The organism is Solwaraspora sp. WMMA2080, assembly GCF_027497395.1.
Taxonomy (GTDB): domain Bacteria; phylum Actinomycetota; class Actinomycetes; order Mycobacteriales; family Micromonosporaceae; genus Micromonospora_E.
In genome coordinates this window covers 250,736-276,706 of record NZ_CP114910.1, presented here as the reverse complement: position 1 = coordinate 276,706, position 25,971 = coordinate 250,736, and the positions used below count along the sequence as shown (strand labels likewise).

Genomic DNA, 25,971 nt, shown 5'->3' with positions numbered 1-25,971 from the left:
TTACAGCGCGCCTTTGGTGCTGGGCACCGAGCCGGCCGACCGGGGGTCGATCGCCACCGCCTCGCGCAGCGCCCGGGAGACCGCCTTGAACTGGGCCTCGACCACGTGGTGCGCATCCGGGTGGCCGCCGTCGCGGGCGGCCCGCAGCACCGACACGTGCAGCGTGATCATGGCCGAGTGGCCGAGTGACTCCCAGATGTGCCGGGTCATGCTGGTCGGGTAGACCGGCCCGATGTAGGGCGCCAGCGCCGGCTCGTCGTGCACCACGTACGGCCGGCCGGACAGGTCGACCGCCGCTCGTACCAGCACCTCGTCCATCGGAATGGTGGCCGAGCCGTACCGGCGGATGCCCGCCTTGTCGCCCAGCGCTTGGCGCAGCGCGGTGCCCAGCGCGATCGCCGTGTCCTCCATCGTGTGGTGCGCGTCGATCTCCAGGTCACCGACCGTCTGTACGGTCAGGTCGAAACCGCCGTGCCGGGCGATCTGGTGCAGCATGTGGTCGTAGAAGCCGACACCGGTGCCGATGTCGGCGGTGCCGGTGCCGTCGAGGTCCAGCTCCACCAGCACCTTGGTCTCGGCCGTGGTGCGTTCGACCCGCGCGGTGCGGTTCATCAGATTCCTTCCGTGGACGCTCCGGCCCGCAGGCCAGGGAGGAAATTTGCGGCTGTCTGCGACGTGGCGGCTCGTTCGGCCTTGGCGACCAGTTCGGTCATCGCGGCGAGGAACGCGTCGGTCTCCTGCGGCGTCCCAGCGGTCACCCGCAGCCAGCCGGCCAGCCCGACGTCGCGGACCAGCACCCCACGCTCCAGCAACGCCTGCCAGACGGCCCGCTGGTCGCCACCGGCGACGCCATCGACACCGCACAGCACGAAGTTGGCGTCGCTGTCCGCCACGGTGAGCCCGAGCCGACGCAGCTCGGCGACGATCCGGTCCCGCTGATGCATGATCACCCGTACCGTACCGAGCAGGGTGTCCCGGTGCGCCAGCGCCGCCCGGGCCGCCGCCTGGGTGAGTGCCGACAGATGGTAGGGCAGGCGGACCAGTTGGACCGCGTCGACCACCGCCGGATGCGCGGCCAGGTAGCCCAGCCGACCGCCGGCGAAACCGAACGCCTTGCTCATCGTCCGGGTCACCACCAGCCGTGGATGCGTCGACAGCAGCTGCACCGCGCTGGCCGTGCCGGGGCGGGCGAACTCGGCGTACGCCTCGTCGACGACGACCATGCCCGGCGCGGCGGCCAGCACCGCCCGCACCACCGCCGGGTCCAGGGCGGTCCCGGTCGGGTTGTTCGGGGAGCAGAGGAAGACCAGGTCCGGCTGGTGCTCGACCACCTGGCCGGCCGCGTCGTCGGCGGACAGGTCGAAGTCGGGTCCGCGCCGGCCGTCCACCCACCGGGTGCCGGTGCCCACCGCCAGCAGCGGATGCATCGAGTACGCCGGGGTGAAGCCGAGCGCCACCCGGTCGGGACCGGCGAACGCCTGCAGCAGCTGCTGCTGGATCTCATTGGAGCCGTTGGCCGCCCACACCCCGGCGGTGGTCAGCCCATGGCCGAGATAGCCGGCCAGGTCGGCCCGCAGCGCGACCGCATCCCGGTCCGGGTAGCGGTTGAGTTCCCGCAGTTCGGCGGTGACCGCCTCGGCGATCGCCTCGACCACGACGTCCGGCAGCGGGTAGGAGTTCTCGTTGGTGTTGAGCCGCACCGGCACGTCCAACTGCGGTGCGCCGTACGGGCTGCGCCCGCGCAGATCGTCGCGGATCGGCAGGTCGTCCAGGGTGATCGGGCCGGTCATCTGGTCACCGTCGATCCACCCGCGATCGGGGAAACGGCCGGTGAGTTCGCTGCCGGGGCGGCGCTGCCGGTCGGGTCGGCGAACCGGGCCCGGACCGCCTGCCCGTGCGCCGGCAGGTCCTCGGCCTCGGCCAGAGTGACCACGTGGTCGGCGACGTCACGCAACGCGTCCGCGTCGTACTCGACGAGGTGGATGCCGCGCAGGAAGGACTGCACCGACAGACCCGAGGAGTGCCGGGCGCAGCCGCCGGTGGGCAGGACGTGGTTGGAGCCGGCGCAGTAGTCGCCCAGCGACACCGGGGCGTACGCGCCGACGAAGACCGCCCCGGCGTTGCGGACCCGCAGCGCCCACTGCCGGGCGTCCCGGGTCTGGATCTCCAGGTGCTCGGCGGCGTACGCGTCGACCACGGCCAGACCGGCGTCGAGGTCGTCGACCAGGACGGTGCCGGACTGCTCGCCGCCGAGCGCGGTGGCGATCCGGTCGGCGTGCCGGGTGGCCGGCACCTGCCGGGCCAGCTCCCGGTCGACCGCGTCGGCCAGCCCGGTCGACGGGGTGACCAGCACGCTGGCCGCCAACGGGTCGTGCTCGGCCTGGCTGATCAGGTCGGCGGCGACGTGCACCGGGTCGGCGGTGTCGTCGGCGAGAATGGCGATCTCGGTCGGGCCGGCCTCGGCGTCGATGCCGACCACCCCGCGCAGCAGCCGCTTGGCGGCGGTGACCCAGATGTTGCCCGGCCCGGTGATCACGTCGACCGGGGCGCACCGGTCGGTCCCGTCCGGATCGACGGCGGCACCGTAGCCGAGCATCGCGACGGCCTGGGCGCCGCCGACCGCGTACACCTCGTCGACGCCGAGCAGGGCGCAGGCGGCCAGTACGCGGGCGTCGGGCAGCCCGTCGTTGTCGCGCTGCGGCGGGCTGGTCACCACCAGCGACGCCACCCCGGCGACCTGGGCGGGTACCACATTCATCACCACGGTCGACGGGTACATCGCCAGCCCGCCGGGCACGTACAGCCCGACCCGGCCGACCGGCACCCAGCGTTCGGTGACGGTGCCTCCGGGCACCACCTGGGTGGTGACGTCGGTCCGGCGCTGGTCGGCGTGCACCCGCCGGGTCCGGTCGATGCATTCCAGCAGCGCGGCCCGGACCCCGGGGTCGAGGTCACGCTCAGCCGCGGCGAGCGCCTCGGTGGGCACCCGCAGCCGGTGCGGGCTGACCCCGTCGAACCGCTCGGCCGCCTCCCGGATCGCCGGGTAGCCATGGTCACGGACCGCCTCCACCAGCGGGCGGATCCGCTCGACCGCCGCGGAAACGTCGAGCTGGGCACGGGGCAGCAGGCCACGCGGGTCGCGTGACCCGCCTCGCAGGTCGATCCGGTTCAGCACGCCTGCGAGTCTAGGCGTCCTCCCACTGGCCGGACGCCGCCCGTCCAGCGGACGGGACAGTGAGCGTGACCACGCTAGGCTCGACCGGTGGGTCAGCGGCTACCGGTCTTTCCGCTCGGGACGGTGCTCTTCCCCGGGTTGGTGCTGCCTCTGCACATCTTCGAGGAGCGCTACCGGGCGCTGGTCCGGCATCTGACCAGCCTGCCCGACGGGGTCCCCCGGGAGTTCGGGGTGGTGGCGATCCGGCGTGGCTGGGAGGTGCTGCCGACCGCCGGGCCGCCGGGCGCGCCGACGCCGACCTCGGTGAGCCTGCACGAGATCGGCTGCACCGCGCAGCTGCGGCAGGTCACCGAGCTGCCGAACGGACGGTACGACCTCGTGACGGTGGGTCGGCGCCGGTTCCGGATCACCGACCTGGCCACCGAAGGTACGCCGTACCTCACCGCGTCGGTGCAGTGGCTGCCCGAGCCGACCGGGTCCGAGGAGCTGGCCGACCTGCTGGCGCCGCAGTTGCTCGCGGTGTTCCGGCAGTATCTCGACCTGGTCCGGACCGACTCGGCCGAGATCACCGAACAGCTGCCGGAGCAGCCGACCGTGCTGTCCCACCTGGTGGCGGCGACCGCCGCGTTGCACATCAGTGAGCGGCAGGCGCTGCTGGCGGAGCTGGACACCGCCCGGCGGCTACGGGCCGAGCTGCGGATGCTCAATCGGGAGGTGGCGCTGCTGCGCCGGGTGCGGGCGGTGCCGGTCCCGTTGCCCGAGTTGGCGATTCCGGCGAGTCCGAACTGATCCGCGGATCGGCGGCGACGTCCGGGACCGGCTCCGGACGCAGGTCCGGGTGGTCGGGTCCGGCCCCGACCTGGTCCGGCTCGGGACGCAGGTCCGGGTGGCTGGACCAGCCGGCCAGCATGGTGTACGCCAGCACTGCGCCGAGCGCCGGAGCACCGAACGCGCCGGTGACCGTCGGCAGCACGCCGAACCACAGGTCGAAGTCGCCGGCCTGCAGATCCGGTGGCCGCTCCAACTGGGCACCGAGCGCCGCCGTCTCCAGTGCCCGCTGGTAGCCGGCCAGGCCGATCTGCCGGCCGAGGGTCCAGGCCAGCGCTGCCGCGCCGAGCCCACCGACGGTGACGGCGACCAGCCCGTACGGTCCACGGGACCGGGGCAACGACGCCCAGACGACGATCCCGGCGAGGATCCCGTAGCCGACGCCGAGCATCGCGAACCAGCCGTCGGCGGCGACGAAGTACTCCGGGGCGCCGCCGCGTACCGCCGCGCCCTGCTCGGTTCTGACCACCGGAATCCAGGGGGCCAGCATCGACCAGGCGACGCCGAGCGGAGCACCACCGACGGTGATCGCGGCGGCGACGTACAGCCCGGGCCGACGCCAGATCCGGCGCCGGCCGGCGGCCCGGGTGGGCTCCACGGCGCCGGTGTCGGGCGGCGGCGCCGGCGACGCCCCGGACGGGCCGGTCGGATCACCGGGTGGGCCGGCGTCAGCGGTGGAACTCACCCGTCGATCCTCTCGCAGATCTCAGCCGGCCACGGCGGTGGGGCCGAGGAGCGCCTTGAGGTCTGCCATCAGGGCGGTGGTCGGGGCGACCCGGTGCGGGCCGAGGCGCAGCAGGGTGGCGCGGCCGCCGTTGACGAGTTTGACGTGCACCTCGGCCGAGCCGGGGTGGCTGGTCAGCACGTCGCGGAGGCTGTCGACCAGGGGTGGGGTGCAGCGGGCCGGGGACAGTGCGATCACGATGGGTTTGATCTCGTCGGCGGAGGTGATCTCCGGTACGGACAGGTCCATCGCCATCAGCCGGGGCTGGTCGTCGCGTCGGTCGACCCGGCCCTTCACCACGACGATGGCGTCCTCGGCGATGTACTGGCCGACGAGTTCGTAGGTGTTCGGGAAGAACAGCACCTCGACGGCGCCGCCCAGGTCCTCCAGGGTGGCCGACGCCCACGCCCGGCCCTGTTTGGTGATCCGCCGCTGCACCCCGGAGAGGATGCCGGCGAGGTTGACCACGGTGCCGTCGGCGACCGCGCCGTCCTCGGACAGGGCGGCGATGGACATGTCCGCAGCGTTGGCGAGGACGTGCTCGACACCGAACAGCGGGTGGTCGGAGACGTACAGGCCGAGCATCTCCCGTTCGAAGGTGAGCAGGTCGGTCTTGTCCCACTCGCCGTCCGGGATCGGTGGGGTGACCACCATCGGACCCGCGCCGCCGCCGGCCGGGTCGGCGGCGCCGAACGCGTCGCCGAACAGGTCGTACTGGCCGACCGCCTCGTTGCGTTTGAGGTCCATGAACGAGTCGATCGCGTCGGCGTGCACGGTCAGCAGGCCCCGGCGGGTGTGCCCCAGCGAGTCGAACGCCCCCGCCTTGATCAACGACTCGACGGTACGTTTGTTGCAGGCCACCGCGTCGACCTTGCGCAGGAAGTCGTAGAAATCGGTGTAGGCGCCCTTGTCCTTGCGGCACCGGGCGATCGCGTCGACCACGTTCGTACCCACGTTACGCACGGCGGCCAGGCCGAACCGGATGTCGGCGCCGACGGCGGTGAACCGGGCCCCGGAGGCGTTCACGTCCGGCGGCAGCACCTTGATCTTCATCCGCCGGCACTCGGCCAGGTAGACGGCGGCCTTGTCCTTGTCGTCGCCGACGCTGGTCAGCAACGCGGCCATGTACTCGGCCGGGTAGTTGGCCTTGAGGTACGCCGTCCAGTAGGACACCAGGCCGTAGCCGGCGGTGTGCGCCTTGTTGAACGCGTAGTCGGAGAACGGGACCAGGATGTCCCACAGCGTCTTGATCGCCTCGTCGGAGTAGCCGTTGTCCCGCATGCCCTGCGAGAACGGCACGTACTCCTTGTCCAGGATCTCCTTTTTCTTCTTACCCATCGCCCGACGCAGCAGGTCCGCGGCGCCGAGCGTGTAGCCGGCCAGCTGCTGGGCGATCGCCATGACCTGCTCCTGGTAGACGATCAACCCGTAGGTGTCGCCCAGGATGTCGGCGAGGGGTTCGGCCAGCTCGGGGTGGATCGGCACCACCGGTTTACGGTTGTTCTTACGGTCGGCGTACTCGTTGTGCGCGTTGGCGCCCATCGGACCCGGCCGGTACAGGGCGAGGACGGCGGAGATGTCCTCGAAGTTGTCCGGCACCATCGAGCGCAGCAGCGACCGCATCGGCCCGCCGTCGAGCTGGAACACCCCGAGCGTGTCACCACGGGCGAGCAGCTCGTAGGCGCGCTTGTCGTCCAGCGGCAGATCCTCCAGGACCAGGTTGAGGTTCTGGTTCTCGGCGATCCCGGCCAGGCAGTCGTCCATCACGGTCAGGTTGCGCAGCCCGAGGAAGTCCATCTTCAGCAGGCCGATGGACTCACACGCGCCCATGTCCCACTGGGTGATGATCGCCCCGTCCTGCTCCCGCTTCTGAATCGGCAGCACGTCCACCAAGGGGTCGCGGGACAGGATCACCCCGGCCGCGTGCACCCCCCACTGCCGTTTCAGCCCCTCCAGGCCCTTGGCCGTGTCGACGATCTTGCGGACCTCGCCGTCGGACTCGTACAGCCCCCGGAACTCCACCGCCTCCGGGTAGCGCGGGTGTTTCGGGTCGAAGATGCCGGTCAGCGGGATGTCCTTGCCCATCACCGGCGGCGGCATCGCCTTGGTGATCCGGTCACCCATCGCGAACGGGTAGCCGAGCACCCGCGCCGCGTCCTTGATCGCGGCCTTCGCCTTGATCGTGCCGTAGGTGATGATCTGGGCGACCCGCTCCTCGCCGTACCGCTCGGTCGCGTAGCGGATCATGTCACCGCGGCGACGCTCGTCGAAGTCCATGTCGATGTCCGGCATCGACACCCGGTCCGGATTCAGGAACCGCTCGAACAGCAGGCCGTGCGGGATCGGGTCCAGCTCGGTGATGCCCAGGGCGTACGCGATCAGCGCCCCGGCCGCCGAACCACGGCCCGGACCGACCCGGATCCCCTCCCGCTTGGCGTAGTGCACCAGGTCCGCGGTCACCAGGAAGTAGCCCGGGAAACCCATCTTGAGGATCACGTCGAGCTCGTACTCGGCCTGCCGGCGGTGCCCGTCGGGCACCCCACCCGGGAAGCGGCGCTCCAGCCCCCGCAGCACCTCGGCCCGCAGGAACGACTCCTCGGTCTCCCCGGCCGGCACCGGGAACTGCGGCATCAGGTCCCGGGAGGCGAACAACGCCGAATAGTCGCCGATCTTCTCGGCGATCTCGAGGGTGTTGTCACACGCCCCCGGCACCTCGGCGTCCCACAGTTTCCGCATGTCCGCCGCGGATTTGAGATAGAAGTCGCGGGCGTCGAACTTGAACCGTTTCGGGTCCGCCATCGTCGAACCGGACTGGACACACAGCAGCACCTCGTGCGCGTCCGCGTCGCGTTCATGGGTGTAGTGCAGATCATTGGTCGCGACCGGTTTGAGATTCAACCGCTTACCGAGCCGGATCAGATCATCCCGGACCCGGGTCTCGATACCCAGTCCGTGATCCATCAACTCCAGGTAGAAATTGTCGGCACCGAAAATGTCGCGGAATTCGGCCGCCGACGCGCACGCCTTCTCGAAGTCACCGATCCGCAACCAGGTCTGGACCTCGCCGGACGGGCACCCCGTGGTCGCGATGATCCCCTTGCCGTACTCGTTCAGCAGTTCCCGGTCCGCACGCGGCTTGTAGAAGTACCCCTCCAGGCTCGCCCGCGAGCCCAGCCGGAACAGGTTACGCAGGCCGTCCGCGTCCGCCGCCAGCATCGTCATGTGGGTGTACGCGCCACCACCGGAGACGTCGTTCTCTCCGCCGTCGGCCCACCGTACCCGGGTCCGGTCCCGACGGTCCGTCCCGGGTGTGAGATATGCCTCCAACCCGATGATCGGTTTCACCCCGGCGCCGGTCGCCTGCTTGAAGAAGTCGTACGCGCCGAAAAGATTGCCGTGGTCGGTCATCGCCAGGGCCGGCATTTCCAGACGGTTGGCCTCGGCGAACAGTTCCTTCAACCGGGCCGCTCCATCGAGCATCGAATACTCTGTGTGCACGTGCAGGTGCACAAAACTATCGGACACCGACCCGGCCCCCTTCTCCCGTCCCGGCACGACCAGCGAACCCTATCGTGTCGCCAGCGGCCCCGCACCGAGGCGCGCGGGGACCGCAGCCGCACGGCCGGCACGACTTTCACTCGCCCCCGACTCACGACACTCCCAGGAGAGTACGAGCTCCACCCGACAACACTGTCAGCGAGGGTTTACCGTCTCTGTGTGAACACAGCCAGACAGATACCCACATTTCGCTCCAGGTTGGCCGGCATCGGCGTCGAGACGCTGGTCAGCATCGGTGCCGCGTTCGGGTTCCTGGCCTGGAGCAAAGACATAGATGTCGATCCACTGGACCGGAAAGGGCAGGTGAGCGGTCTGGCAGCACTCCAGCTCCGGTTCGCGGTGCTGGCCGGCGTGCTGGTCGTTGCGATGGTGCTGATGCACCGGCTGCTCGCCGCTGCGCACCGGCCGTACGTCGTCCGGGCCGGCTGCGCCGCAGTCGCCGGGCTCGCCACCGGGCTCGTCGCCGGTGGGATCGCGGTGGCACTGCGCGGCACCCGGCTGCCGCTGTGGGCCGGCGGCGGCGACTACCAGTGGATCCTCGAGTGGACCGCCGCGTTGTGGTCCGGGCAGGACATATCCGACCACTACCCACCAGTCGTCTTCTGGGTGATCGGGGCCTGGGCGCGGTTGACCGACCAGCCGCACGTCCTCGCCCTCAAGGACCTCCAACTGGCCGGTACGGCTCTGTTCGGCCCGGCCGCCTATCTGGCCTGGCGACTGGTGCTGCGTCCGCTCTGGGCGGTGACCGTCGGGGTGCTGGCGATGCTGCCGATGATCGAACCGGTCAAGCCGTACCCGCAGATCACCCTGGTGATGCTGATCCCGGTACTGGTGAGATTCCTGTCGACGGTCCGCCGGGCCGACCGGATGACCGACCGCCGGGCGCTGCTGGCCGGTGCGGTGGCCGGGGTCGGACTCGGGCTGCTCTTCCTGCTCTACTCCGGATGGTTCGTCTGGTGCGCCGGCGGCATGCTGGTGGCCGTCGCGCTGGCCGCCCCGTGGCGGGCCGGCTGGCGGTCGATCCTACTGCTCGGCGGCGCAACCCTGGTCAGCTTCGTGCTGGTCGGATGGGTGCATCTGCGCGGCCTGCTCGCCCCGACCGGCGGCACCTCCGACGACTACTTCTATTTCGACACCGACACCGAGCCGGCGTACATCGCGATGTGGCGCAACGACCGGCCGGCCGACGTCGGCCCGGTCTGGCCGCCGGTCGGCGAACTCGGCGGGGTCGGACTGTTCACCCTGCTGCTCGCCGCCGGGCTCGGGCTGGCCCTCGCGCTGGCCTGGCGGCGCAGCATCGTGATCGCCCTCGGCGCGTGCGCGGCCAGTGCCTGGTTCCTGCGGATGTGGCTGGCCAGCGAGCAGTGGGAGACCCAGACCGTACGGCTGTATCCGCGGACCACCGCAGTGGTGCTCTACTGCCTGCTGATCCTCACCGGATTCGGTGTGCTGCTCGCCGTCCAGCACTGGCGCGGCCGCACCGGCGCCGCCGCCCCGGGCCGGGAGCCGACCGTACCGGTCGGGTTGCTGCTCGTGCCGCTGCTGTTCGTGCTCGCCTCCGCCGGGTCCGCCACCGTCGACCGGTACATGCCCGACGAGCGGACCAACCACGCCGGCTACTTCGCGTGGATCGCACACACGACGCCCGACCCGGACGGCCGGTGCTCCCGCTGGGGTGTGGCGCACGGCTGCCAGCCGACAGCCGACCGGGTGCCAGCGGACTGACCAGGGGCCAGCGGGACGGGCCCGGACTCAGCGGACGAACGGCTCCAGCATCATCGCGGCCGCCTGCAGCCATGCCTGCCGCGTCTCCGGCTGCAACTGCACGTACTCGATCGACGACCCGGTTTCCAGGGCCGGGTCGTAGGGCACCACGGCCACCGCCCGGGTCCGGGTGGCGAAGTGCCGGCGCAGGTCGTCGAGCAACGGCATCGGCCCCGGACTCGGGCAGGACAGCAAGGTCACCGCGTTGCGCACCAGGTCGCCCATGCCGACATCGTCCAGCAGGTCCAGCATCCAGTCCGCGGTGAACGCCGCGTCCTCCCGGGGCACGCAGGTGACCACCAGCTGATCGGCGGCCTGCAGGACGGTCTGCCAGTTGGCGCTCTCCACGTTGTTGCCGGTGTCCACACAGATCACGTCGTGGGTCCGGCGGAGCAGCTCCAGCACCCGCCGGACGGTGTGCGGGTCGAGCCGCTGCGCGAACCGAGGGCTCTCCTCACCGGCGAGTACGTCGTACGAGCCGTCGGAGGCGTGCCGGAGGTAGTCGTCGAGCCGGTCGGTCAGCTCGTAGCCGTGCGAGCCCTCGATCTCCACCAGATCGGAGATCAGATGGCGGATGGTCCGGGCATGACGGGCGCTGCCGGCCCGCAGTCCGAGCGTGCCGCGCAGTTCGTTGTCGTCCCAGGCGAGCACCCCACGGCCACGGACGCTACCGATCGTCGCCGCAGCGAGCACGGTCGCCGTCGTCTTGTGCACCCCGCCCTTCGGATTGGCGAACGCCAGCACCCGCGGTATGCCGAGGTTGCGACGCAGGATGCCGGTGGCCCGGTCGACCTCCGCGTCGGGCCGGCTCTCCCGCCACTCGATCCGTGCCGGGTATCCGCCACCGCCGTCCGGGCCCGGCGGGTACCCCGGCCCCGGCCCAGGTCCGCCCCGGCGCGGCGGCTCGGCGGCCGGCGGGTAGCCGCCGACCTCGGGGCCGCCCGGGAAGCCCTGTTCCGATGGTGGCGGCACACTCGGGCGCACCGGCCGAGCGGCCCGGTCCGCAGGGTGGCCGGGCATCACCGGATAGCCGGGCGGGTAGCCACCCGGGGCGGCCGGAGCCGGCGGCGGCGCCAGGGCGGCGTACCGTCCGGCGGCCGGCGCCGGCGGTCCCTGGTCGGCCGGATAGCCATGATCAGCCGGATCGGCGGGATAGCCGGGGTGGCCGAGGGTCGAGGGGTGACCGGGACCGGCCGGATGGCCGGAGTCGCCCATCCAACTGCCACCGGTGGAATGCCCCGGCTCCGGATGGTGACCCGGCACCTGCGCGATGCCGTTGGGCACCTGGGCCGTGCCGCGACCATTCTCCCGCGACCGGGGCGCCGCCCCGTTGGGGTCCGCCACCTCAGGCTGCTCACCGGTACGGCCACCGAGGCGTGCCCGGTCGAGCAGCGCGCGCCAGCGCGGCGCTGGTTCGGCAGGCCGGCCCCAGCCGGACTCGGTGCCCTCCACGGCTCGCCCTCCCAGCGCTATCGGTCCCCGCCTGACAGGCTACGAAGCTAGACCTGTTCAGGCCACACCGCCAAAGGCCCGTTGTTCGGCCCGACCGGCCATCTCTACCGGACTCCCCCGGTCCGGTCACCGCAGCCGTCACCCGACGAGGAGCGTGGCGGCACCGGGGGTAGCGTACGGAACCGGGACACCGGTGGTCGATACCGGCCCGCTACCAAGATTCACCGGTGGGGTGCCCCGGGCAGACCGGCGGTCCGCCGGTGGCCGGCGACGCGCCGGTCGGTGACGGGGTACAGCCGGACGGCGTGCCAGCCGTCGCGGCCGGACGGCCCGGCCCGTTGGTCGACCGGCCCGCCGGGGCCGGGGTCGGGCGCCCCGACCCCGCCGGCGACGGGTCAGCCCTACCTGCCGGGTTTCCCGGACCGACCGGCGACGTGTCGACACCGTCCCGGCCGCCGTCGTCGGCGTCCGGGGCGGAATCGGCGCTGCCCGGGGTGGACTCACGGTCGGGTGCGGAACTGGTCCGCCCAGCTGACCCCGCGTCCGGGTCGCCGTCGGTCGCCGGAGCAACACTGGTCGGGCCGCCGCCGACCTTGGTGTCGGCCGCACCGCCCGGCTCGGCGGCCGGAACATCGAACGGCAACCCGCTGCTGGTGAGCGCGGCGTCGCCGACCGGCACCACCTCGTCGTACTCAGGTAGCGGAGGCAGGAACACCGCCCGGTCCAGGCGGCGGACCTCGGGCGCCGGATCGACGACCCGGATCTCGGCCAGGCGGGCCAGCCTGCGCAGATCGACCGGGACGCCCTGCACCACCGCCGCGAACACGCAGGCGCAATGGTCACGGTAGGCGGCGGCCTCGGCGGTGGCCACCCGGGCGCCCTTGTCGTAGGCCAGCCACTGGTCAAGATCGGCTGCCCGGCCGAGTTCGGCGACCCGGCGTCGGTAGTCGGTCGCCTGCCTGCTCTTGCGCTCGGCGACCTGTTCCATCCCGGTCAGCACGTCCTCGGGCAGCTGAAAGGCCGGCATCCGGATCACCTGGGTCTTCTCCCGTCCCAGCGGAACCCGGGTGTACACCTCCACGGCAGACACTCCGGACAGGACAGCGGCGAGCCGGTCGGGTGCCAGATACCCGTTGAAGGTTGCCAGGGCGTAGTTGTCGCCGGTCGACCCGGCAGGTGCCGGACCCTCCGGCAAGGTGGCCAGCTCGCCGCGTACCGCCCGGAGGTAGTCCGGTATGGACTCACCCTCGGCTACTCCCACCTGCACGACGTCGTCCACCGCGCGAACGGCGCCGTCGTCGTGATCCACCGCCCAGACGGCGGCGACCAGCACCGCGCTGATCGACACCCCGGCCACCCCGGCGAGCAACTGGGGACGGACCGGTCGCTGCGCGAGCCGGACGGCGGCGTCCGCCAGGACCGGCAGCAGCCGTCGGTCGATTCGCCGCAACAGGTCGCCGGCACGCACGGGCGACTCCCCTTTCCCGATGGCGGGTGGACGCTGAGTGACCGCGTGTTCGCCGGCTCTCAATCGCCGAGCACGGCCAGGGCACGCTTCAAGTCGTCAGGGTAGTCGCTGTGGAAGCGAACTTCCTCCGCCGTACGGGGGTGTAGGAAACTGAGCGCACGGGCATGCAACCACTGGCGGGTCAGTCCGAGTCGGACGGCGAGTGTCGGATCCGCACCGTACGTCAGGTCACCTACGCACGGGTGCCGCAGCGCGGAGAAGTGCACCCGGATCTGGTGGGTACGGCCGGTCTCCAGGCGGATGTCGACCAGACTGGCGGCAGGGAAGGCCTCGACCGTCTCGTAGTGGGTGACGCTCGGCTTGCCACCCGAGACCACCGCCCACCGGTAGTCGTGGGTGGGATGGCGGTCGATCGGGGCGTCGATGGTCCCGCGCAGCGGGTCGAGGTGCCCCTGCACGACGGCGTGATAGCGCTTGTCCACCTCGCGTTCCTTGAACGCGCGTTTGAGCACCGAGTACGCGTGCTCGCTCTTGGCCACCACCATCAGGCCGCTGGTGCCGACGTCGAGCCGGTGCACGATGCCCTGGCGTTCGGCCGCGCCACTGGTCGCGATGGTGTGACCGGCCGCCGCCAGACCGGCCAGCACGGTCGGGCCGGTCCACCCGGGGCTCGGGTGCGCCGCCACGCCCACCGGCTTGTCCACCACGACGATGTCCTCGTCGGCGTACTCGACCCGCAGTCCGTCGACCGGTTGGGCGATCACCACCGGAGCCGTGACGGGCGCCGGCAGGACCACCTCCAGCCAGGCGCCGGCACTCACCCGGTCGGACTTGTGCCGGGTGACCCCGTCCACCTCGGCGTCGCCGGACTCCACCAGCGCGGCGGCCGCGGTGCGGGACAGTCCGAACAGCCGGGAGACAGCCTGATCGAGCCGGGTGCCGTCGAGCCCATCGGGCACCGGCAGCGACCGTCGCTCCCCATGGCGGGCAGGTGTGGTCAACGGTCCACCTTTCCGGACAGCCGGCGGCCGTCGCGCTGTCGGCCGGTCAGTTCCAGCAGTACGGCGAGGAGTACGCCGACGACCAACGCGCTGTCGGCCACATTGAAGATCGGGAAGACCTGGCCGTACGGGTGGAAGACGCTGAACATGTCCACCACGTGGCCGAGGAGGGGTCCGGGGGCGCGGAACATCCGGTCCAGGAAGTTGCCGAGCGCCCCACCGAGGATCAGCCCGAGCGCCACCGCCCAGGGCAGCGACCGCAGCCCTCTGGTCAACCAGCCGATCCAGCCGACGACCGCCACGGTGACCAGCGGGAATATCCAGGTGTAGTCGGATCCGAGGCTGAACGCCGCACCACTGTTGCGGATCAGCGTCAGGTAGAGGGCACCACCCAGCAGGCGGACCGGTTCCCGGTCGGTGAGGGCGCTGATCGCCCACTGTTTCGCGCCGAGGTCGACGAGCAGTGCCGCCGCCGCGACCAGGGCGAAGACCCACAGCGCACGTCGGCCGGTGCCCGTCACCGGCGAGCCGGTGACGGGCGTGCCATCGCCCCCAGGTGCTGGCGGGGCGTCGCCACCGGCGTTCGGAACGTCCGGGCGCGGATCGCTGTCGGCGGACAGACGCCTCTCCCTTCTCAGTGGAGCGGCTCGCCCACGTCGGGCCCGTCACCGCCCGGCTAGCGCCGCTCCTCGATCTGCTTGCAGGACACGCAGAGGGTGGCCGAGGGGAAGGCGGCGAGCCGCTCGACCGGAATGTCCGTGCCGCACCGCTCACACCAGCCGTAGTTGCCCTCGTCCAGCCGCTCCAGCGCCCGCTCCACCTGGTTGATGCGGTCCAGGATGCTCCTGGCGAGGGAAATCTCCTGCTCCCGCTCGAACGTCTTGGTGCCGGTGTCGGCCTGGTCGTCGCCGGCCGAGTCGGTCAGCCGTTCCCGCTGCAGCTCGGTGATCTCGCTCAGCGTCTGATCATACTCGGCTCGCAACTCGTCCCGACGGGCCTGCAGGGCAATCTGGATCTTGGTGGTCTCGGCCGCGCTGCGCGGTGCCCGGGCCACTCGTCCGCGGGCGGCGGTCTTCGTGTCGGCTGGCTTCGCCATCGTCGCTCCCTCGGCCGCGTCACCCGCGGCGATCGGCAGTGCCTGTACGGGATCCTCCGGCGTCGGCAGGCCGGACGGTACGCGGCGCGGCGTCGTGGACGGGGTCACCCGACCCGTCCGGCGCCTCGCTTCCGTCAGCTCGGCCATGCTGCCCCCAAAGCACAAAACGGGCGTACAACGGGTCCGTTGCACACTCCGGAGATTCGCAAGGATACGGAACGTGAAGACATCCGACAACAATGGCACAGCTTTCGTCCGGTGATGCACCGATTTGACTGGCCAGCTTGAGCGGCAGGGGACGGTGGCGGGGCACAGGCCGGCATATCACCCAAGAAGGACATTCGCCGGGCCTCATCGAGGAAGCGCGCGACGTGGTCGAGGTGTCGGCGCTCGGCCGTTTCATCCGTCCCGCAGACGTCTTCAGCCGTCCCGCAGACGTCGCAGCCGAGCGTCCAGCACCTCAGCCTCGTCGGCGGTCACGGTGTCCACCTTGAACAGCTTGTCCCGACTGGCGGCACCCGCCCGTAGCGTGATCCGCCGGGTAGGCACCTCGAGCGCAGCCGCGAGCGCATGCCGGGCCGCCTCCGTCGCACGACCGTCCACCGCCGGGGCAGTGACCGCGACGACCAGCGCTGGTCCCTGTGAGCCGGGGTGGCAACCACCGATCCGGGCCCGGGAGGCGCCGGGCTTGACCCGGACGGCGACCACCAGGTCGGTCTCCGGACGCCCGCCGGCACCGGCGGCCGGCCGGGTGGGCCGGCGGCTGCTCGAACGGGACATGAACCGAACGCCGCCTGTTCAGACGCGGCCGGACTCGGCCAGCAGGGTCCGGTTCGGCTGGCAGAGCCCACAAGGCGTGAATCCGAGCTCCAGGGCCTCGCGCACCGGCAGCGGCTCACCGTCCCTGGCCACCAGATACAGGCAGCTCGCCAGGTGGTAACGAGGCCGTCCGTCGACCACGATCACTTCGGCATCGAGCCCGGCGAGCCGGGCGTGATCGGTCTCACCCGTCTCCTCGACCGCTGGCTCGTCGGGCGGGCCGTCGTCGGCCGCCCCGCCGCCGAGATGGTCATCGGCCGGATCGGTCGGCTGCCGACCGACCGGCGCGGCGGATGACCATTGACCGGCCCCCTGTACCGGATCGGAGTCAACGCCGAACTCCGGACGGGACAGCGGCTCCGGGTCGACCGAGCCGACGCGTCCGTCCCCTGCTCGGGCCGCAGCGGCCTGCCTGGCACCGACCACGAGAGCAACCGCCGCGAGCAGACTGGCGACGATCGAGCCGACCAGCAGCAGGCTGGACCCGCTCGCCAGGCCGAGCACAAGCAGGGTGACGGCGACGAGGATGAGCACCAGACTTGCCACTATCACGGCTCACCCCCGCCGCATCGTTGCTGACGTACCCCCCGCGAGAGGCTCGGCCTCAGCGGCCGGCCTCCAGCGCACCGGACCGGCCACCGCCGTAGGAGCTGGCCAGGCCGGCGGTCGCCAGACCACCACCGCCCGAAGCGGAGCGACCGCCCTCGACCCGCCCCATCTCGGCCTCGAGGCCCTGCCCGCGACCGTCCAGGTCGCGCAGCTGGCTCTCCAGGTACGCCTTGAGCCGGGTGCGGTACTCCCGCTCGAACTGCTTGAGCTCCTCGATGTGCTTCTGCAGCGCGGTGCGCTTGGCGTCCAGGCCACCCATCGCCTCCTGGTGGCGCTGTCGCGCGTCCCGCTCCAGCGCGTCGGCCTTGGCCCGCGCCTCGCGGGTGACCTCCTCGGCCTTGGTGCGGGCGTCGGTAAGCAGCTTGTCCGCTTCCCGGCGGGCGTCGGAGACGTGGTCGTCCGCCGTCCGCTGGGCCATCATCAGCACCCGCAGCGCCTGCTGCTCGCCGTCGCCGCCGCCACCGACGGCCGGGCCACCGGCCGACCTGACCTGCTCCAGCTCGGCCTGCATGGCACGGGCGGCCTGCTCGGCGGCGGCCTTGTCCCGCTGTACGCGGTCGAGCTGGGCCTTCATGTCGTTGAGCTCCGCCGCGAGACGCGGGTCGGCGCCCGGGCCCGCCGGCCCGCCACGGCCGCCGCGCTCCACCTGGGCGCGTAGCTCGTTGTTCTCCTCGATCAGACGGGCGAGCTCACGCTCGACCTCGTCCAGGAAGGCGTCGACCTCCTCCTCGTCGTACCCCCGCTTGCCGATCGGAGGCTTTTTGAAGGCGACGTTGTGGACGTCGGCCGGGGTTAGCGGCATCGAAACTCCTCGGGTCAGTTGCGGCCGCGTAGCGCGCCGGTCAGTTGGTTGCCCTGATCAGCGGCTCCACCACGAACGTGATCAGCACGAACAGGATAACCAGGAGCACAAGGGAGGCCAGGTCGAAGCTCACGGTACCAATTCGCAGTGGTGGGATCACCCGCCTCAACGCCTTAAGGGGGGGATCAGTGACGCTCCACACCGATTCCAATCCGGCTGCGGCACCCCGACCGGGTTGCCAGCGTCGACCGTACTGAAGCACCGCGCTCAGGACAAACCTCGCCAACAGGGTGAGCAGAAAGACATACAACAGCAGATACAGGACTTGGAACAAGATCGACAACACGGCAGGCGAGATCCTCAGGTCAGGGCTAGCCCAGGCTGAAAAATCCACCCTCGGCTATCTTGGCCTTGTCCTCCGCGGTGACCTGGACGTTGGCCGGTGAGAGCAGAAACACCCGGTTGGTGACGCGTTCGATCGTACCGCGCAGACCGAACGCCAGACCGGCAGCGAAATCAACCAGACGGCGGGCGTCTGCCTCATCCATCTCGGTGAGGTTGATGATCACCGGCGTGCCGTCGCGGAAGTGCTCCCCGATCGTCCGGGCCTCCCGGTAGGTGGTCGGGTGCAGCGTGGTGATCTGGTACCGCTGCTCCTCCTCGGCGACGACCATCCGCTCCCGCACCGCAGGCTGCGGCGCCAGAGCCAGGTTGTCCCTGGTCGGGTAGCTGGCCGACGCAGCCTCGGCACCGGCCCGGGTGATCGATCGCACACTGGCGCGCTCGCCCCGGTCCGGATCCGGACCCCGGTGCTCCCGCTCGGCGGCCCGGTGCTCCCGCTCGGCGGCCCGGGCCTGCAGCCGCTCCGACGGCCGCAGCCGCTCCACCGGTGGCCGCGCGCGTGGTGGCGGGTCGTCCGGCTCCTCGTCGTCAGCGAACTCGTCAGCATACCTACTGTCACGATAGCGCGACTCTCGGTAGCTACCCTTGTCGTAGCCGTCGTCGTAGCCCTGGTCGTCGTCCTCCTCGACCAGGCCTAGCCAAACCCCCGCTTTGCGCAGTGCACCCATGCCGCGCCCCTCCGTCCGCCGTGCGGCACGCGCCCCCGCCGTGCCACTGTCGCGCGTGAACACTGCAGTGCCCACCGGTCCGAGCCGGCTCCCCGCCATGACCGGTGCGCGGTCACGGACGTCGACCCCCGACGACGGGGAGTCCGGCTCAAACAACACTGATGTAGTTTGGTATCCGCCGCCAGGCTACCGTAGCGTTGGGCGCTTTCCGAGCAACGCACTTCCGACACGGACATGTGTCGCGCCGGCGTCCACCGCCGCCTCCAGGTCGGCGCTCATCCCGGCAGAGACCATCCAGGCCTCCGGCGCGGCGGCTCTGAGCTGGGCAGACACCTCCGCCAGCCGGGCAAACGCCGGCTCCGGCGACTGGTCGAGCGGAGCCACTGCCATCACCCCGGCGAGTCGCAGATCGGACTTGCCCAGGACGCACTCGACCACCGGCCAGAAGCCGGTCACCGCATCCGCCGAGTCCGGCACCGCGCCACCACGCCCCGTCACGCCGTCCAGACTGACCTGGACCAGCACGTCGAGCGCCCGGCCACGCCCACTGGCGGCGGCGGCCAGGGCGCGGGCCAGGGGCACCCGGTCCACCGAGTGCACCAGGTCCGCGTAGCCCACCACCGACCGGCACTTGTTGCGCTGCAACTGGCCGACGAAGTGCCAGCGCAGTCCCGGCCCACCGGACGGACCCGCAGCCAGCTCGGCGACCTTGGCCGCCGCCTCCTGGTCCCGGTTCTCGCCGACGTCGGTGACCCCGAGCTCGGCCAGCAGCCGCACGTCGGCGGCTGGATAGGTCTTGGTCACCGCGATCAGCGTGACGCTGTCCGCCGACCGACCCGCCGCCGCCGTGGCGGCGGCAAGCCGGGACCGTACGGCGGTCAGCCGGTCGGCCAGTTCCGCACGTCGTCGTTCGGTGTCGACCGTCATGAGCCGTTCTTGAGAAAGTCCGGGACGTCGACGTCGTCGAAGAGCACCCGGCGGGTCTGCTGGGTCGGCGTCTGAGGCGCCGGGGCGACAGCCGGGCTGGTCGGCGCGGCCGGCGACACCGGTGCCGCCGGGACCTTACGCGGACCCTCGGCCGGCTTGTACGCGGGAGCCCCACCGTCGAAGCCGGCCGCGATGACGGTGACCCGCACCTCGTCGCCCAACGCGTCGTCGATAACCGCCCCGAAGATGATGTTGGCGTCGGCGTGCGCCGCGTCGGTGACCAGTTGCGCCGCGTCGTTGATCTCGAATAGGCCGAGATCGGAGCCACCGGCGATGGAGAGCAGCACCCCCCGGGCACCGTCCATGCTCTGCTCCAGCAGTGGGCTGGAGATCGCCGCCTCGGCCGCCTCGACCGCCCGGTTCTCGCCCCGGGCACTGCCGATCCCCATCAGCGCGCTGCCGGCCCCGCTCATCACGCTCTTGACGTCGGCGAAGTCCAGGTTGATCAGGCCGGGCGTGGTGATCAGGTCGGTGATGCCCTGGACACCGGAGAGCAGCACCTGGTCGGCCTGCCGGAAGGCGTCCATCATGCTGATCCCCCGGTCACCGAGGGCCAGCAGCCGATCGTTCGGGATGACGATCAGCGTGTCGCACTGGTTACGCAGCTCCTCGATGCCGGCCTCGGCCTGCACCTGGCGTCGCTTGCCCTCGAAGGAGAACGGCCGGGTGACCACACCGATCGTCAGAGCGCCGAGCTTGCGGGCGATGTTGGCCACCACCGGCGCCCCGCCGGTGCCGGTACCGCCGCCCTCACCGCAGGTGACGAAGACCATGTCGGCGCCCTTGAGCACCTCCTCGATCTCGTCGCGGTGGTCCTCGGCGGCGTTCTTGCCGACGTCCGGGTTCGCCCCGGCACCGAGCCCCCGGGTCAGCTCCCGGCCGACGTCGAGCTTGACGTCGGCGTCGCTCATCAGCAACGCCTGGGCGTCGGTGTTGATCGCGATGAACTCGACGCCCTTGAGGCCAACCTCGATCATCCGGTTGACGGCGTTGACTCCGCCTCCGCCGATGCCGACGACCTTGATGACCGCCAGGTAGTTGTGCGGAGGTGTCATCGGGGTGCCTTCCCTTCGAGAGTGGCGGGCGCCGGCCTGACCCGGCCCACTGGGACCACGGAGGACAGACCCGTCGGTACACGAGAGCGGGACGAACCCTCACCCTCTACTAGAGGCTTAGGGTTATGTCAACCACTGAACCTCTCCGGGCAACGTATGCGCACGTACCGCGTGATCCAAGGACCATGCTGGGCGTGTCGCGGGCCGCGCCGGGCCGAGCCAGTCTCGGCAGACCGTAATGTACCTTCTACACCGAGCCGTCCTGAAATCACCCAGACGACATGCCGGATCAGCGGATGGTCACCACATCCGGGGCACTGACGTCGATCACGCTGCCGTCCTGGACCAGCAACGCGTCGGCGACCCGGGCCTTGACCGCGTTCTCCGTGGCGTCACCCCAGATCACCACCCGGTCGTCGGCGAGCCGCAGCTCGATCCCGGCCGGGCCACTGACCACCATCTCCTCCAGTACCTCGCGCAGCTGGGCGGTCAGCGAGTCGAGCACCACGACCGCGTCGCGGACCAGCGCCTGGTCGAACTCGGCCGTCTCCAGCCGGACGACCGCCAGGTCGTCCGGGCGCGTGGCCAGTGTCCGGAAGGCCACCCCGGCCCCGTCGACCACCACGAACGCGTCGTCCTGGGGCACCACGGCGGCCGGCACCCGCTCCACCACGGTGATCACCACCGTACCCGGCCAGTCCCGGCTCGCCACCGCCCGCTCCACCGCGGCCAGGCCGGAGACCCGGCCGGCCACCGCGGCCAGATCCACCCGGGCCAGTGGGGTCCCCTGTGGAATCTGCGCGGCCTGCCGTACCTCCGACTCGGTCACCAGCGCCGCCCCCGCGACCCGGACCTGGTCCACGCCGAACACCGAGGTCGCCGAGACCACCCACCAGCCGACCGCGGCCAGGGCCGCCAGGCAGCCGGCCACCGCCCAGGGCAGCGCGGCCCGCAGCCGTCGTCGCCGGGCCCGGCGCATGAACCGCCGGACCGACGGCGGCACCGCCTCCCGGCTCGCCCGGACCAGCCGCCAGCGGCCGGTGGACCCGTCCGCGCCGCCCGGCTGGCGCCGGGTGTGCCCGGTGTCCGCTCCCGCCGGCCCGGACCGGGCGGCGGGCACCCCGGCACGACCGGTCCGACCTGCCGGCCGGACATCGCCCACCCGACCGGAACCCACCCGACCGGTGCCGGAGCGGCTGGAACCGGTCCGACCCGAGCCGGGCCGCGGCGAGCGACCAGCCGGGGTCATCCGGCGTCGGCCGCCGGACCGGCGAGCGCGGACAGCAGTTCGTCACCCAGCAACGAGATCGGTGGAGCGCCCATCGTGACCACCAGGTCACCCGGCCGGCAGCGGCGGACCACCTCCGGTGGGACATCCTCCCAGGACGGTACGAACACCTTACGATCGTCCGGCAACGGGACGTCCGCCGTCAGCGCCACCCCGCCCTCACCCGGCTCCCGCAGCTCACCCGGCCCGAACACCTCCATCACGATCACCTCGTCGGCGATCGCCAGGGCGGCGGCCAACTCGGCCTGCAGGTCCCGGGTGCGGTAGACCCGGTAGGGCTGGAACACCACCACCAGCCGACCGGCACCGGCGACCTCCCGCATGGTGTGCAGCGCCGCGGTCATCGACGTCGGATGGTAGGCGTACTCGTCGTAGACGGTGACGCCGCCGGCCGAGCCCTTGCGTTCGAACCGGCGACGAACCCCGGGGAACGCGCCCAGCGCGGCGACCGCGTCACTCAACGGCAGCCCGAGGCGCAGCGCGGTGAGCACCGAGGCGGCGCTGTTGAGCCCGAGATGCCGGCCGGGTACCGGCAGGGCGATCTCACCGAGCGGCGCGCCGTCCAGGGTGGCCAGGTAGCGGACCCCGGCCGCGGACGACGTGATCTCGGTCAGCCGAAGATCGGCGTCGGCGGACTCGCCGTAGGTGTGGACGGTCCGGCCCTCGTCGCGCAGCGCCTCGGTCAACTGCCGGGTTCCGGGGTTGTCCGCGCAGGTCACCACGAACCCGTCCGGATCGGTCAGCCCGGCGAACTCGGCGAAACCAGCGGCGAGCCCGGCCAGGTCACCGTACGTGTTCAGGTGGTCGGCGTCGATGTTGGTGATGATCGACACGAACGGGCGGTAGAGCAGGAACGAACGGTCACTCTCGTCGGCCTCGACGACGAAGTACTCGCCCGTACCGTGGTGGGCGTTCGAACCGACCTCGGAGATCTCGCCACCGATGACGAACGACGGGTCCTCGCCGGCCCGTTGCAGGGTCAGGGTCACCATCGAGGTGGTCGTGGTCTTGCCGTGGGTGCCGGCGACCGCGATGGTCCGCCGACCGGTCATCGCCGCCGCTAGGGCCTCCGACCGGTGCAGCACCCGCAGCCCACGCCGACGGGCGGCGGCCAGCTCCACGTGGTCGGCCGGGATGGCGGTGGAGTAGACCACCGTGTCCACCCCGTCGAGGTTGGCCTCCTCATGGCTCATGTGGATGGTGCCGCCGAGTGCCCGCAGCACCGCCAGCGACGGCCAGTCCCGCAGCTCGCTGCCGGTCACCGGGATCCCCCGGGTCAGCAGCAGGCGGGCCAGGCCGCTCATCCCGACCCCGCCGATACCGATCAGGTGTACGGTCCCCAGCTCCTCGGCGGTGAGCGTGCCGGTGGGGGCGAACTCGGTGATGTTCACGTGGTCACCTTCCCGTGCGGGTCATCGGGACACCGCCTCGTAGACGAAGTCGAGCAGCGCCTCGTCGCCGTCGCGGCGACCGTACCCGGCCGCTGCCGAGCCCATCGCAGCCAGCCGCTGCGGGTCGCGGGCCAACGGGACCACGACCTGCTCCACCCAGGCCGGGGTCAGTTCGGCGTCGTCGACGAGCAGACCACCGCCGGCCTCGACCACCGGCAGCGCGTTGCGCTTCTGCTCCTGGTTACTGTGCGGATAGGGAACGTAGACCGCGGGCAATCCGATCGCGGCGACCTCGGCGCAGGTCATCGCGCCCCCCCGGCAGACCATCAGGTCGGCTGCGGCGTACCCGAGCTCCATCTCCGACAGGTACGGCAGGGTCACGTACGGCACCGGCAGATCACTCGGCACCGAGACCGCCTCGTTGCGGGCACCGATCGCGTGCAGCACCTGGACGCCGGCCCGGGCCAGTTCCTTGGCCGCCCCGGAGACCGCCAGGTTGATCGACCGGGCGCCCTGGGAGCCACCGGAGACGAAGACCGTCGGCAGATCCGGGCGCAGCCCGAAGTGCGCTCGGGCGGCCTCCCGGGCGGCCACCCGGTCCAGCCCGGTGATGGACCGGCGCAGCGGCACCCCGACCACCCGGGCGTCGCGCAGCGACTCGGCCTGGACCGGCTGGTGTGGGAAGCCCACCGCGACGTGCTTGGTGAACTTCATGCCCATCCGGTTGGCCACGCCCGGCGGCACGTTCACCTCGTGCACCACGATCGGCATCTCGCGACGCCACGCCGCCAGGTAGGCCGGTACGGACACGTACCCGCCGAAGCCCACCACCACGTCGGCCCGCACCTCGTCGATGACCTTGCCGGCGGCGCGGGCGGCCTTGAACATCCGGTCTGGCGTACGCACAAGGTCCATGTTGACCGACCGGGGCAGCTGATGTGCGGGGATCAACCGCAGATCGTACCCTTTCGGCGGAATCAGCTCGTTTTCTAGCCCTTTCGGGGTACCGAGACAGGTGATCTGCACGCTCGGGTCGTGCCGGCGCAGACAGTCGGCGAACGCCAACAACGGGTAGATGTGCCCACCGGTCCCCCCACCTGCCAGCACCACCGATCGCAGCGGACCCATCAGCATCTCCTCTCGCTCGACTCGGTGGCCGCGCGGCGGGCCCGGCGGACCGCCGACGGCGTACGCGGCACGCCGGGCGGTTGCGTACGGGGCCCGTCGGCCCGGATGCGCGCTTCGCGGGGGTACGTTAACGCCCGTCCCGTCGCCTCGGTACACGGGGCGGCGTTGACCCGCCCTGGCCGCCTGACCCCGACCCCGACGCACCGCGACCGCCCGGCTGCCCGGAGCCGGCCGGTTTCGGTCCGACGCCGGTCATCCGCGGCTTGGCCGGGTGGCGCGGGCGGGGCATCGGCGGCAGCGGGGCCCAGACCAGTCGCACCCAGCGGGCCGGCGGACGGGCGTTGAGCGCCCGGGCGGCGTCGGGCTCGGCCCGGGCGAACGACGCCAGCATGCCGATCGCGGCGAGCGTCACCACCAGCGCACTGCCACCGGCGGAGATGAACGGCAGCGGAATACCGGTGATCGGCAGCAGCCCGATCACCCCGGAAATGTTGATCACCGCCTGGCTGATCAGCCAGCTGGCCGCCGCTGCGGCGGCGAGTCGCCGGAACGGGTCGGCCACCCGACGGGCGATCCGCAACGCGGTGTACGCGAGGACCGCGAACAGGGCCAGCACCACGACGCAGCCGACCACCCCGAGTTCCTCGGCGACGATGGCGAAGATGAAGTCGTCCTCGGCCTGCGGCAGGTAGCCCCACTTCAACCGGCTGGAGCCGAGCCCTTCACCGAACCATCCCCCGTTGGCGATCGCGTACCTCGCCTGCAACGCCTGGTAACAGTCGTCGACGCACTGGTCCGGAGGGGTGAAGAACGACGTCAGCCGGGCCAACCGGTAGTTGTCCGCGTCCTGGGCGCCGGAACCGGCGCCCTGCCAGGCGGCGGCGATCAGCAGGCCGATGCCGACCAGACCGACCGCGCCCAACGTGGCGAAGATCCGCAGCGGTACGCCGGCTGCCCAGAGCAGCCCGACGACCAGGGCCAGGATGCACAGCATGGTGCCCAGGTCGTTGTAGCCGACCAGGAGGAACAGCAGGCCGACGGCGGGGAACAGCGGAATTGCCAGCTCCCGCCAGTGGCCCAGCTCGGCACCTTTGCGGGCGATGACGTCGGCGCCCCACAGCACCAGGCCGAGCTTGGCCAGCTCGGAGGGTTGCAGCTGAAAGGAACCGAAGTAGAGCCAGAGCAGCTCCGCCTCGACCGGACCGACCCGGGCGGCCTGCCAGCCCGCCAGCGTGGACACCAGCAGCAGCCCGTTGAGCAGCAACAGCAGGGCGACCGCCACGCCGAGCACCACGATGCCCAGGGCACGGAACGTCGCCGCCGGCAGCCGCTGACAGATCCAGAACGCGACCAGGCCGATCACCGCGAAGGTCGCCTGTCGGCTCAGCACGCTGAACGCGCTGCCGTCGTCGATGTACGCCTTGATGCTGGTCGCGGAGAAGACCATGGTCAGGCCGATCATCAGCAGCAGCCCGCTGCTGAAGATCAGCAGATAGTACGAGGCGAGCGGCCGGGCCAGCAGACCACGCAACGCGGCCAGTCCGCCGATCGGATCCAGCCGGGCGGTGGGGCCGTGCCGATCTGGGACAGGCTGCCCCGGAGCCGGGCGATCCGGGGCAGGCCGGTCTGCGGCAGTGACAGGCCGATCCGTGACGGGCCGGCCCGGGTCAGCGCCCATCCGGGCCGCCACCTGTCGTCGCCATCGGTCCATCATCAGCGCTGCCGCCCCCGGCGGCCGGGCATCGACACCACACCG

22 protein-coding genes and 1 pseudogene are annotated in these 25,971 nt (G+C 71.5%); 2 read left to right on the top strand and 21 right to left on the bottom strand.

Going from position 1 to position 25,971, the window contains the following annotated elements; translation table 11 throughout:
* From hisB to hisD, 3 genes and pseudogenes are all read right to left on the bottom strand, one after another.
* Nucleotides 1-612 carry an imidazoleglycerol-phosphate dehydratase HisB gene (gene hisB / locus O7543_RS01255; protein ID WP_123602584.1) on the bottom strand — a complete coding sequence of 204 codons (612 nt, stop codon included), beginning with the start codon at nucleotides 610-612 and terminating at the stop codon, nucleotides 1-3.
* The gene (locus O7543_RS01250) at nucleotides 612-1,790 is read right to left on the bottom strand and encodes a histidinol-phosphate transaminase (RefSeq protein WP_281550582.1); all 1,179 of its coding nucleotides are present in this window, start codon (nucleotides 1,788-1,790) and stop codon (nucleotides 612-614) included. Before O7543_RS01250 ends, hisB begins: the two co-directional genes overlap by 1 nt.
* Before the next feature lie 92 nt (nucleotides 1,791-1,882).
* Nucleotides 1,883-3,175: pseudogene (hisD, locus tag O7543_RS01245) on the bottom strand (histidinol dehydrogenase); the annotation flags it as partial.
* Between the two features lie 87 nt (nucleotides 3,176-3,262).
* On the opposite strand from hisD, the gene O7543_RS01240 reads away from it, so the two are divergent.
* Entirely contained in the window at nucleotides 3,263-3,964 is a 702-nt protein-coding gene (locus tag O7543_RS01240; RefSeq protein ID WP_281550583.1) for an LON peptidase substrate-binding domain-containing protein, read from the top strand.
* On the opposite strand, the gene O7543_RS01235 is transcribed toward O7543_RS01240, so the two are convergent.
* Together O7543_RS01235 and dnaE are read right to left on the bottom strand one after the other, a co-directional pair.
* Nucleotides 3,879-4,688: a DUF2567 domain-containing protein gene (locus O7543_RS01235; RefSeq protein ID WP_281550584.1), complete on the bottom strand. Its 810-nt coding sequence runs from the start codon at nucleotides 4,686-4,688 to the stop codon at nucleotides 3,879-3,881. The two genes, O7543_RS01240 and O7543_RS01235, sit on opposite strands and share 86 nt — an antisense overlap.
* 21 nt (nucleotides 4,689-4,709) lie before the next feature.
* Nucleotides 4,710-8,252: a DNA polymerase III subunit alpha gene (gene dnaE / locus O7543_RS01230; protein ID WP_281550585.1), complete on the bottom strand. Its 3,543-nt coding sequence runs from the start codon at nucleotides 8,250-8,252 to the stop codon at nucleotides 4,710-4,712.
* A gap of 192 nt (nucleotides 8,253-8,444) precedes the next feature.
* Here dnaE and O7543_RS01225 point away from each other — a divergent pair, with 192 nt between their 5' ends.
* Nucleotides 8,445-10,010 carry a hypothetical protein gene (locus O7543_RS01225; RefSeq protein ID WP_281550586.1) on the top strand — a complete coding sequence of 522 codons (1,566 nt, stop codon included), beginning with the start codon at nucleotides 8,445-8,447 and terminating at the stop codon, nucleotides 10,008-10,010.
* 27 nt (nucleotides 10,011-10,037) lie between these two features.
* On the opposite strand, the gene O7543_RS01220 is transcribed toward O7543_RS01225, so the two are convergent.
* The 16 genes from O7543_RS01220 to O7543_RS01145 form a co-directional block, all read right to left on the bottom strand.
* A complete protein-coding gene (locus O7543_RS01220) occupies nucleotides 10,038-11,522 on the bottom strand; it encodes an AAA family ATPase (protein ID WP_281555626.1) in 1,485 nt (494 codons plus the stop codon).
* A 190-nt stretch (nucleotides 11,523-11,712) separates the two neighbouring features.
* On the bottom strand, nucleotides 11,713-12,969 hold the full coding sequence (locus O7543_RS01215; RefSeq protein ID WP_281550587.1) for a hypothetical protein: 1,257 nt from the start codon (nucleotides 12,967-12,969) through the stop codon (nucleotides 11,713-11,715).
* Between the two features lie 59 nt (nucleotides 12,970-13,028).
* Nucleotides 13,029-13,970, bottom strand: coding sequence for an RluA family pseudouridine synthase (locus O7543_RS01210; RefSeq protein ID WP_281550588.1), 942 nt, complete (start codon nucleotides 13,968-13,970; stop codon nucleotides 13,029-13,031).
* Nucleotides 13,967-14,491, bottom strand: coding sequence for a signal peptidase II (lspA, locus tag O7543_RS01205; protein ID WP_281550589.1), 525 nt, complete (start codon nucleotides 14,489-14,491; stop codon nucleotides 13,967-13,969). The genes O7543_RS01210 and lspA overlap by 4 nt, the downstream gene beginning before the upstream one ends.
* Nucleotides 14,492-14,646: 155 nt before the next feature.
* Nucleotides 14,647-15,066, bottom strand: coding sequence for a TraR/DksA family transcriptional regulator (locus tag O7543_RS01200; protein ID WP_281555627.1), 420 nt, complete (start codon nucleotides 15,064-15,066; stop codon nucleotides 14,647-14,649).
* 420 nt (nucleotides 15,067-15,486) lie between these two features.
* Nucleotides 15,487-15,846 carry a DUF167 domain-containing protein gene (locus O7543_RS01195; protein WP_281550590.1) on the bottom strand — a complete coding sequence of 120 codons (360 nt, stop codon included), beginning with the start codon at nucleotides 15,844-15,846 and terminating at the stop codon, nucleotides 15,487-15,489.
* An 18-nt stretch (nucleotides 15,847-15,864) separates the two neighbouring features.
* Nucleotides 15,865-16,437, bottom strand: coding sequence for a hypothetical protein (locus tag O7543_RS01190; protein WP_281550591.1), 573 nt, complete (start codon nucleotides 16,435-16,437; stop codon nucleotides 15,865-15,867).
* A 52-nt stretch (nucleotides 16,438-16,489) separates the two neighbouring features.
* Nucleotides 16,490-17,296, bottom strand: a complete 807-nt coding sequence (locus O7543_RS01185) for a DivIVA domain-containing protein (protein WP_281550592.1) — start codon at nucleotides 17,294-17,296, stop codon at nucleotides 16,490-16,492.
* 40 nt (nucleotides 17,297-17,336) lie between these two features.
* The gene (locus tag O7543_RS01180) at nucleotides 17,337-17,642 is read right to left on the bottom strand and encodes a YggT family protein (RefSeq protein ID WP_123602596.1); all 306 of its coding nucleotides are present in this window, start codon (nucleotides 17,640-17,642) and stop codon (nucleotides 17,337-17,339) included.
* Nucleotides 17,643-17,667: 25 nt separating this feature from the next.
* Entirely contained in the window at nucleotides 17,668-18,366 is a 699-nt protein-coding gene (sepF, locus tag O7543_RS01175; protein ID WP_281550593.1) for a cell division protein SepF, read from the bottom strand.
* A gap of 186 nt (nucleotides 18,367-18,552) precedes the next feature.
* Entirely contained in the window at nucleotides 18,553-19,293 is a 741-nt protein-coding gene (locus O7543_RS01170) for a YggS family pyridoxal phosphate-dependent enzyme (protein ID WP_281550594.1), read from the bottom strand.
* On the bottom strand, nucleotides 19,290-20,408 hold the full coding sequence (gene ftsZ / locus O7543_RS01165; RefSeq protein WP_278170190.1) for a cell division protein FtsZ: 1,119 nt from the start codon (nucleotides 20,406-20,408) through the stop codon (nucleotides 19,290-19,292). Before ftsZ ends, O7543_RS01170 begins: the two co-directional genes overlap by 4 nt.
* A 289-nt stretch (nucleotides 20,409-20,697) precedes the next feature.
* The gene (locus O7543_RS01160) at nucleotides 20,698-21,435 is read right to left on the bottom strand and encodes an FtsQ-type POTRA domain-containing protein (protein WP_348650112.1); all 738 of its coding nucleotides are present in this window, start codon (nucleotides 21,433-21,435) and stop codon (nucleotides 20,698-20,700) included.
* Nucleotides 21,436-21,653: 218 nt separating this feature from the next.
* A complete protein-coding gene (gene murC / locus O7543_RS01155) occupies nucleotides 21,654-23,087 on the bottom strand; it encodes a UDP-N-acetylmuramate--L-alanine ligase (RefSeq protein ID WP_281550596.1) in 1,434 nt (477 codons plus the stop codon).
* A 21-nt stretch (nucleotides 23,088-23,108) separates the two neighbouring features.
* Nucleotides 23,109-24,215: an undecaprenyldiphospho-muramoylpentapeptide beta-N-acetylglucosaminyltransferase gene (gene murG, locus O7543_RS01150; protein WP_281550597.1), complete on the bottom strand. Its 1,107-nt coding sequence runs from the start codon at nucleotides 24,213-24,215 to the stop codon at nucleotides 23,109-23,111.
* Between the two features lie 127 nt (nucleotides 24,216-24,342).
* Nucleotides 24,343-25,773: a putative peptidoglycan glycosyltransferase FtsW gene (locus tag O7543_RS01145; RefSeq protein WP_281555628.1), complete on the bottom strand. Its 1,431-nt coding sequence runs from the start codon at nucleotides 25,771-25,773 to the stop codon at nucleotides 24,343-24,345.
* Nucleotides 25,774-25,971: the final 198 nt, after the last annotated feature.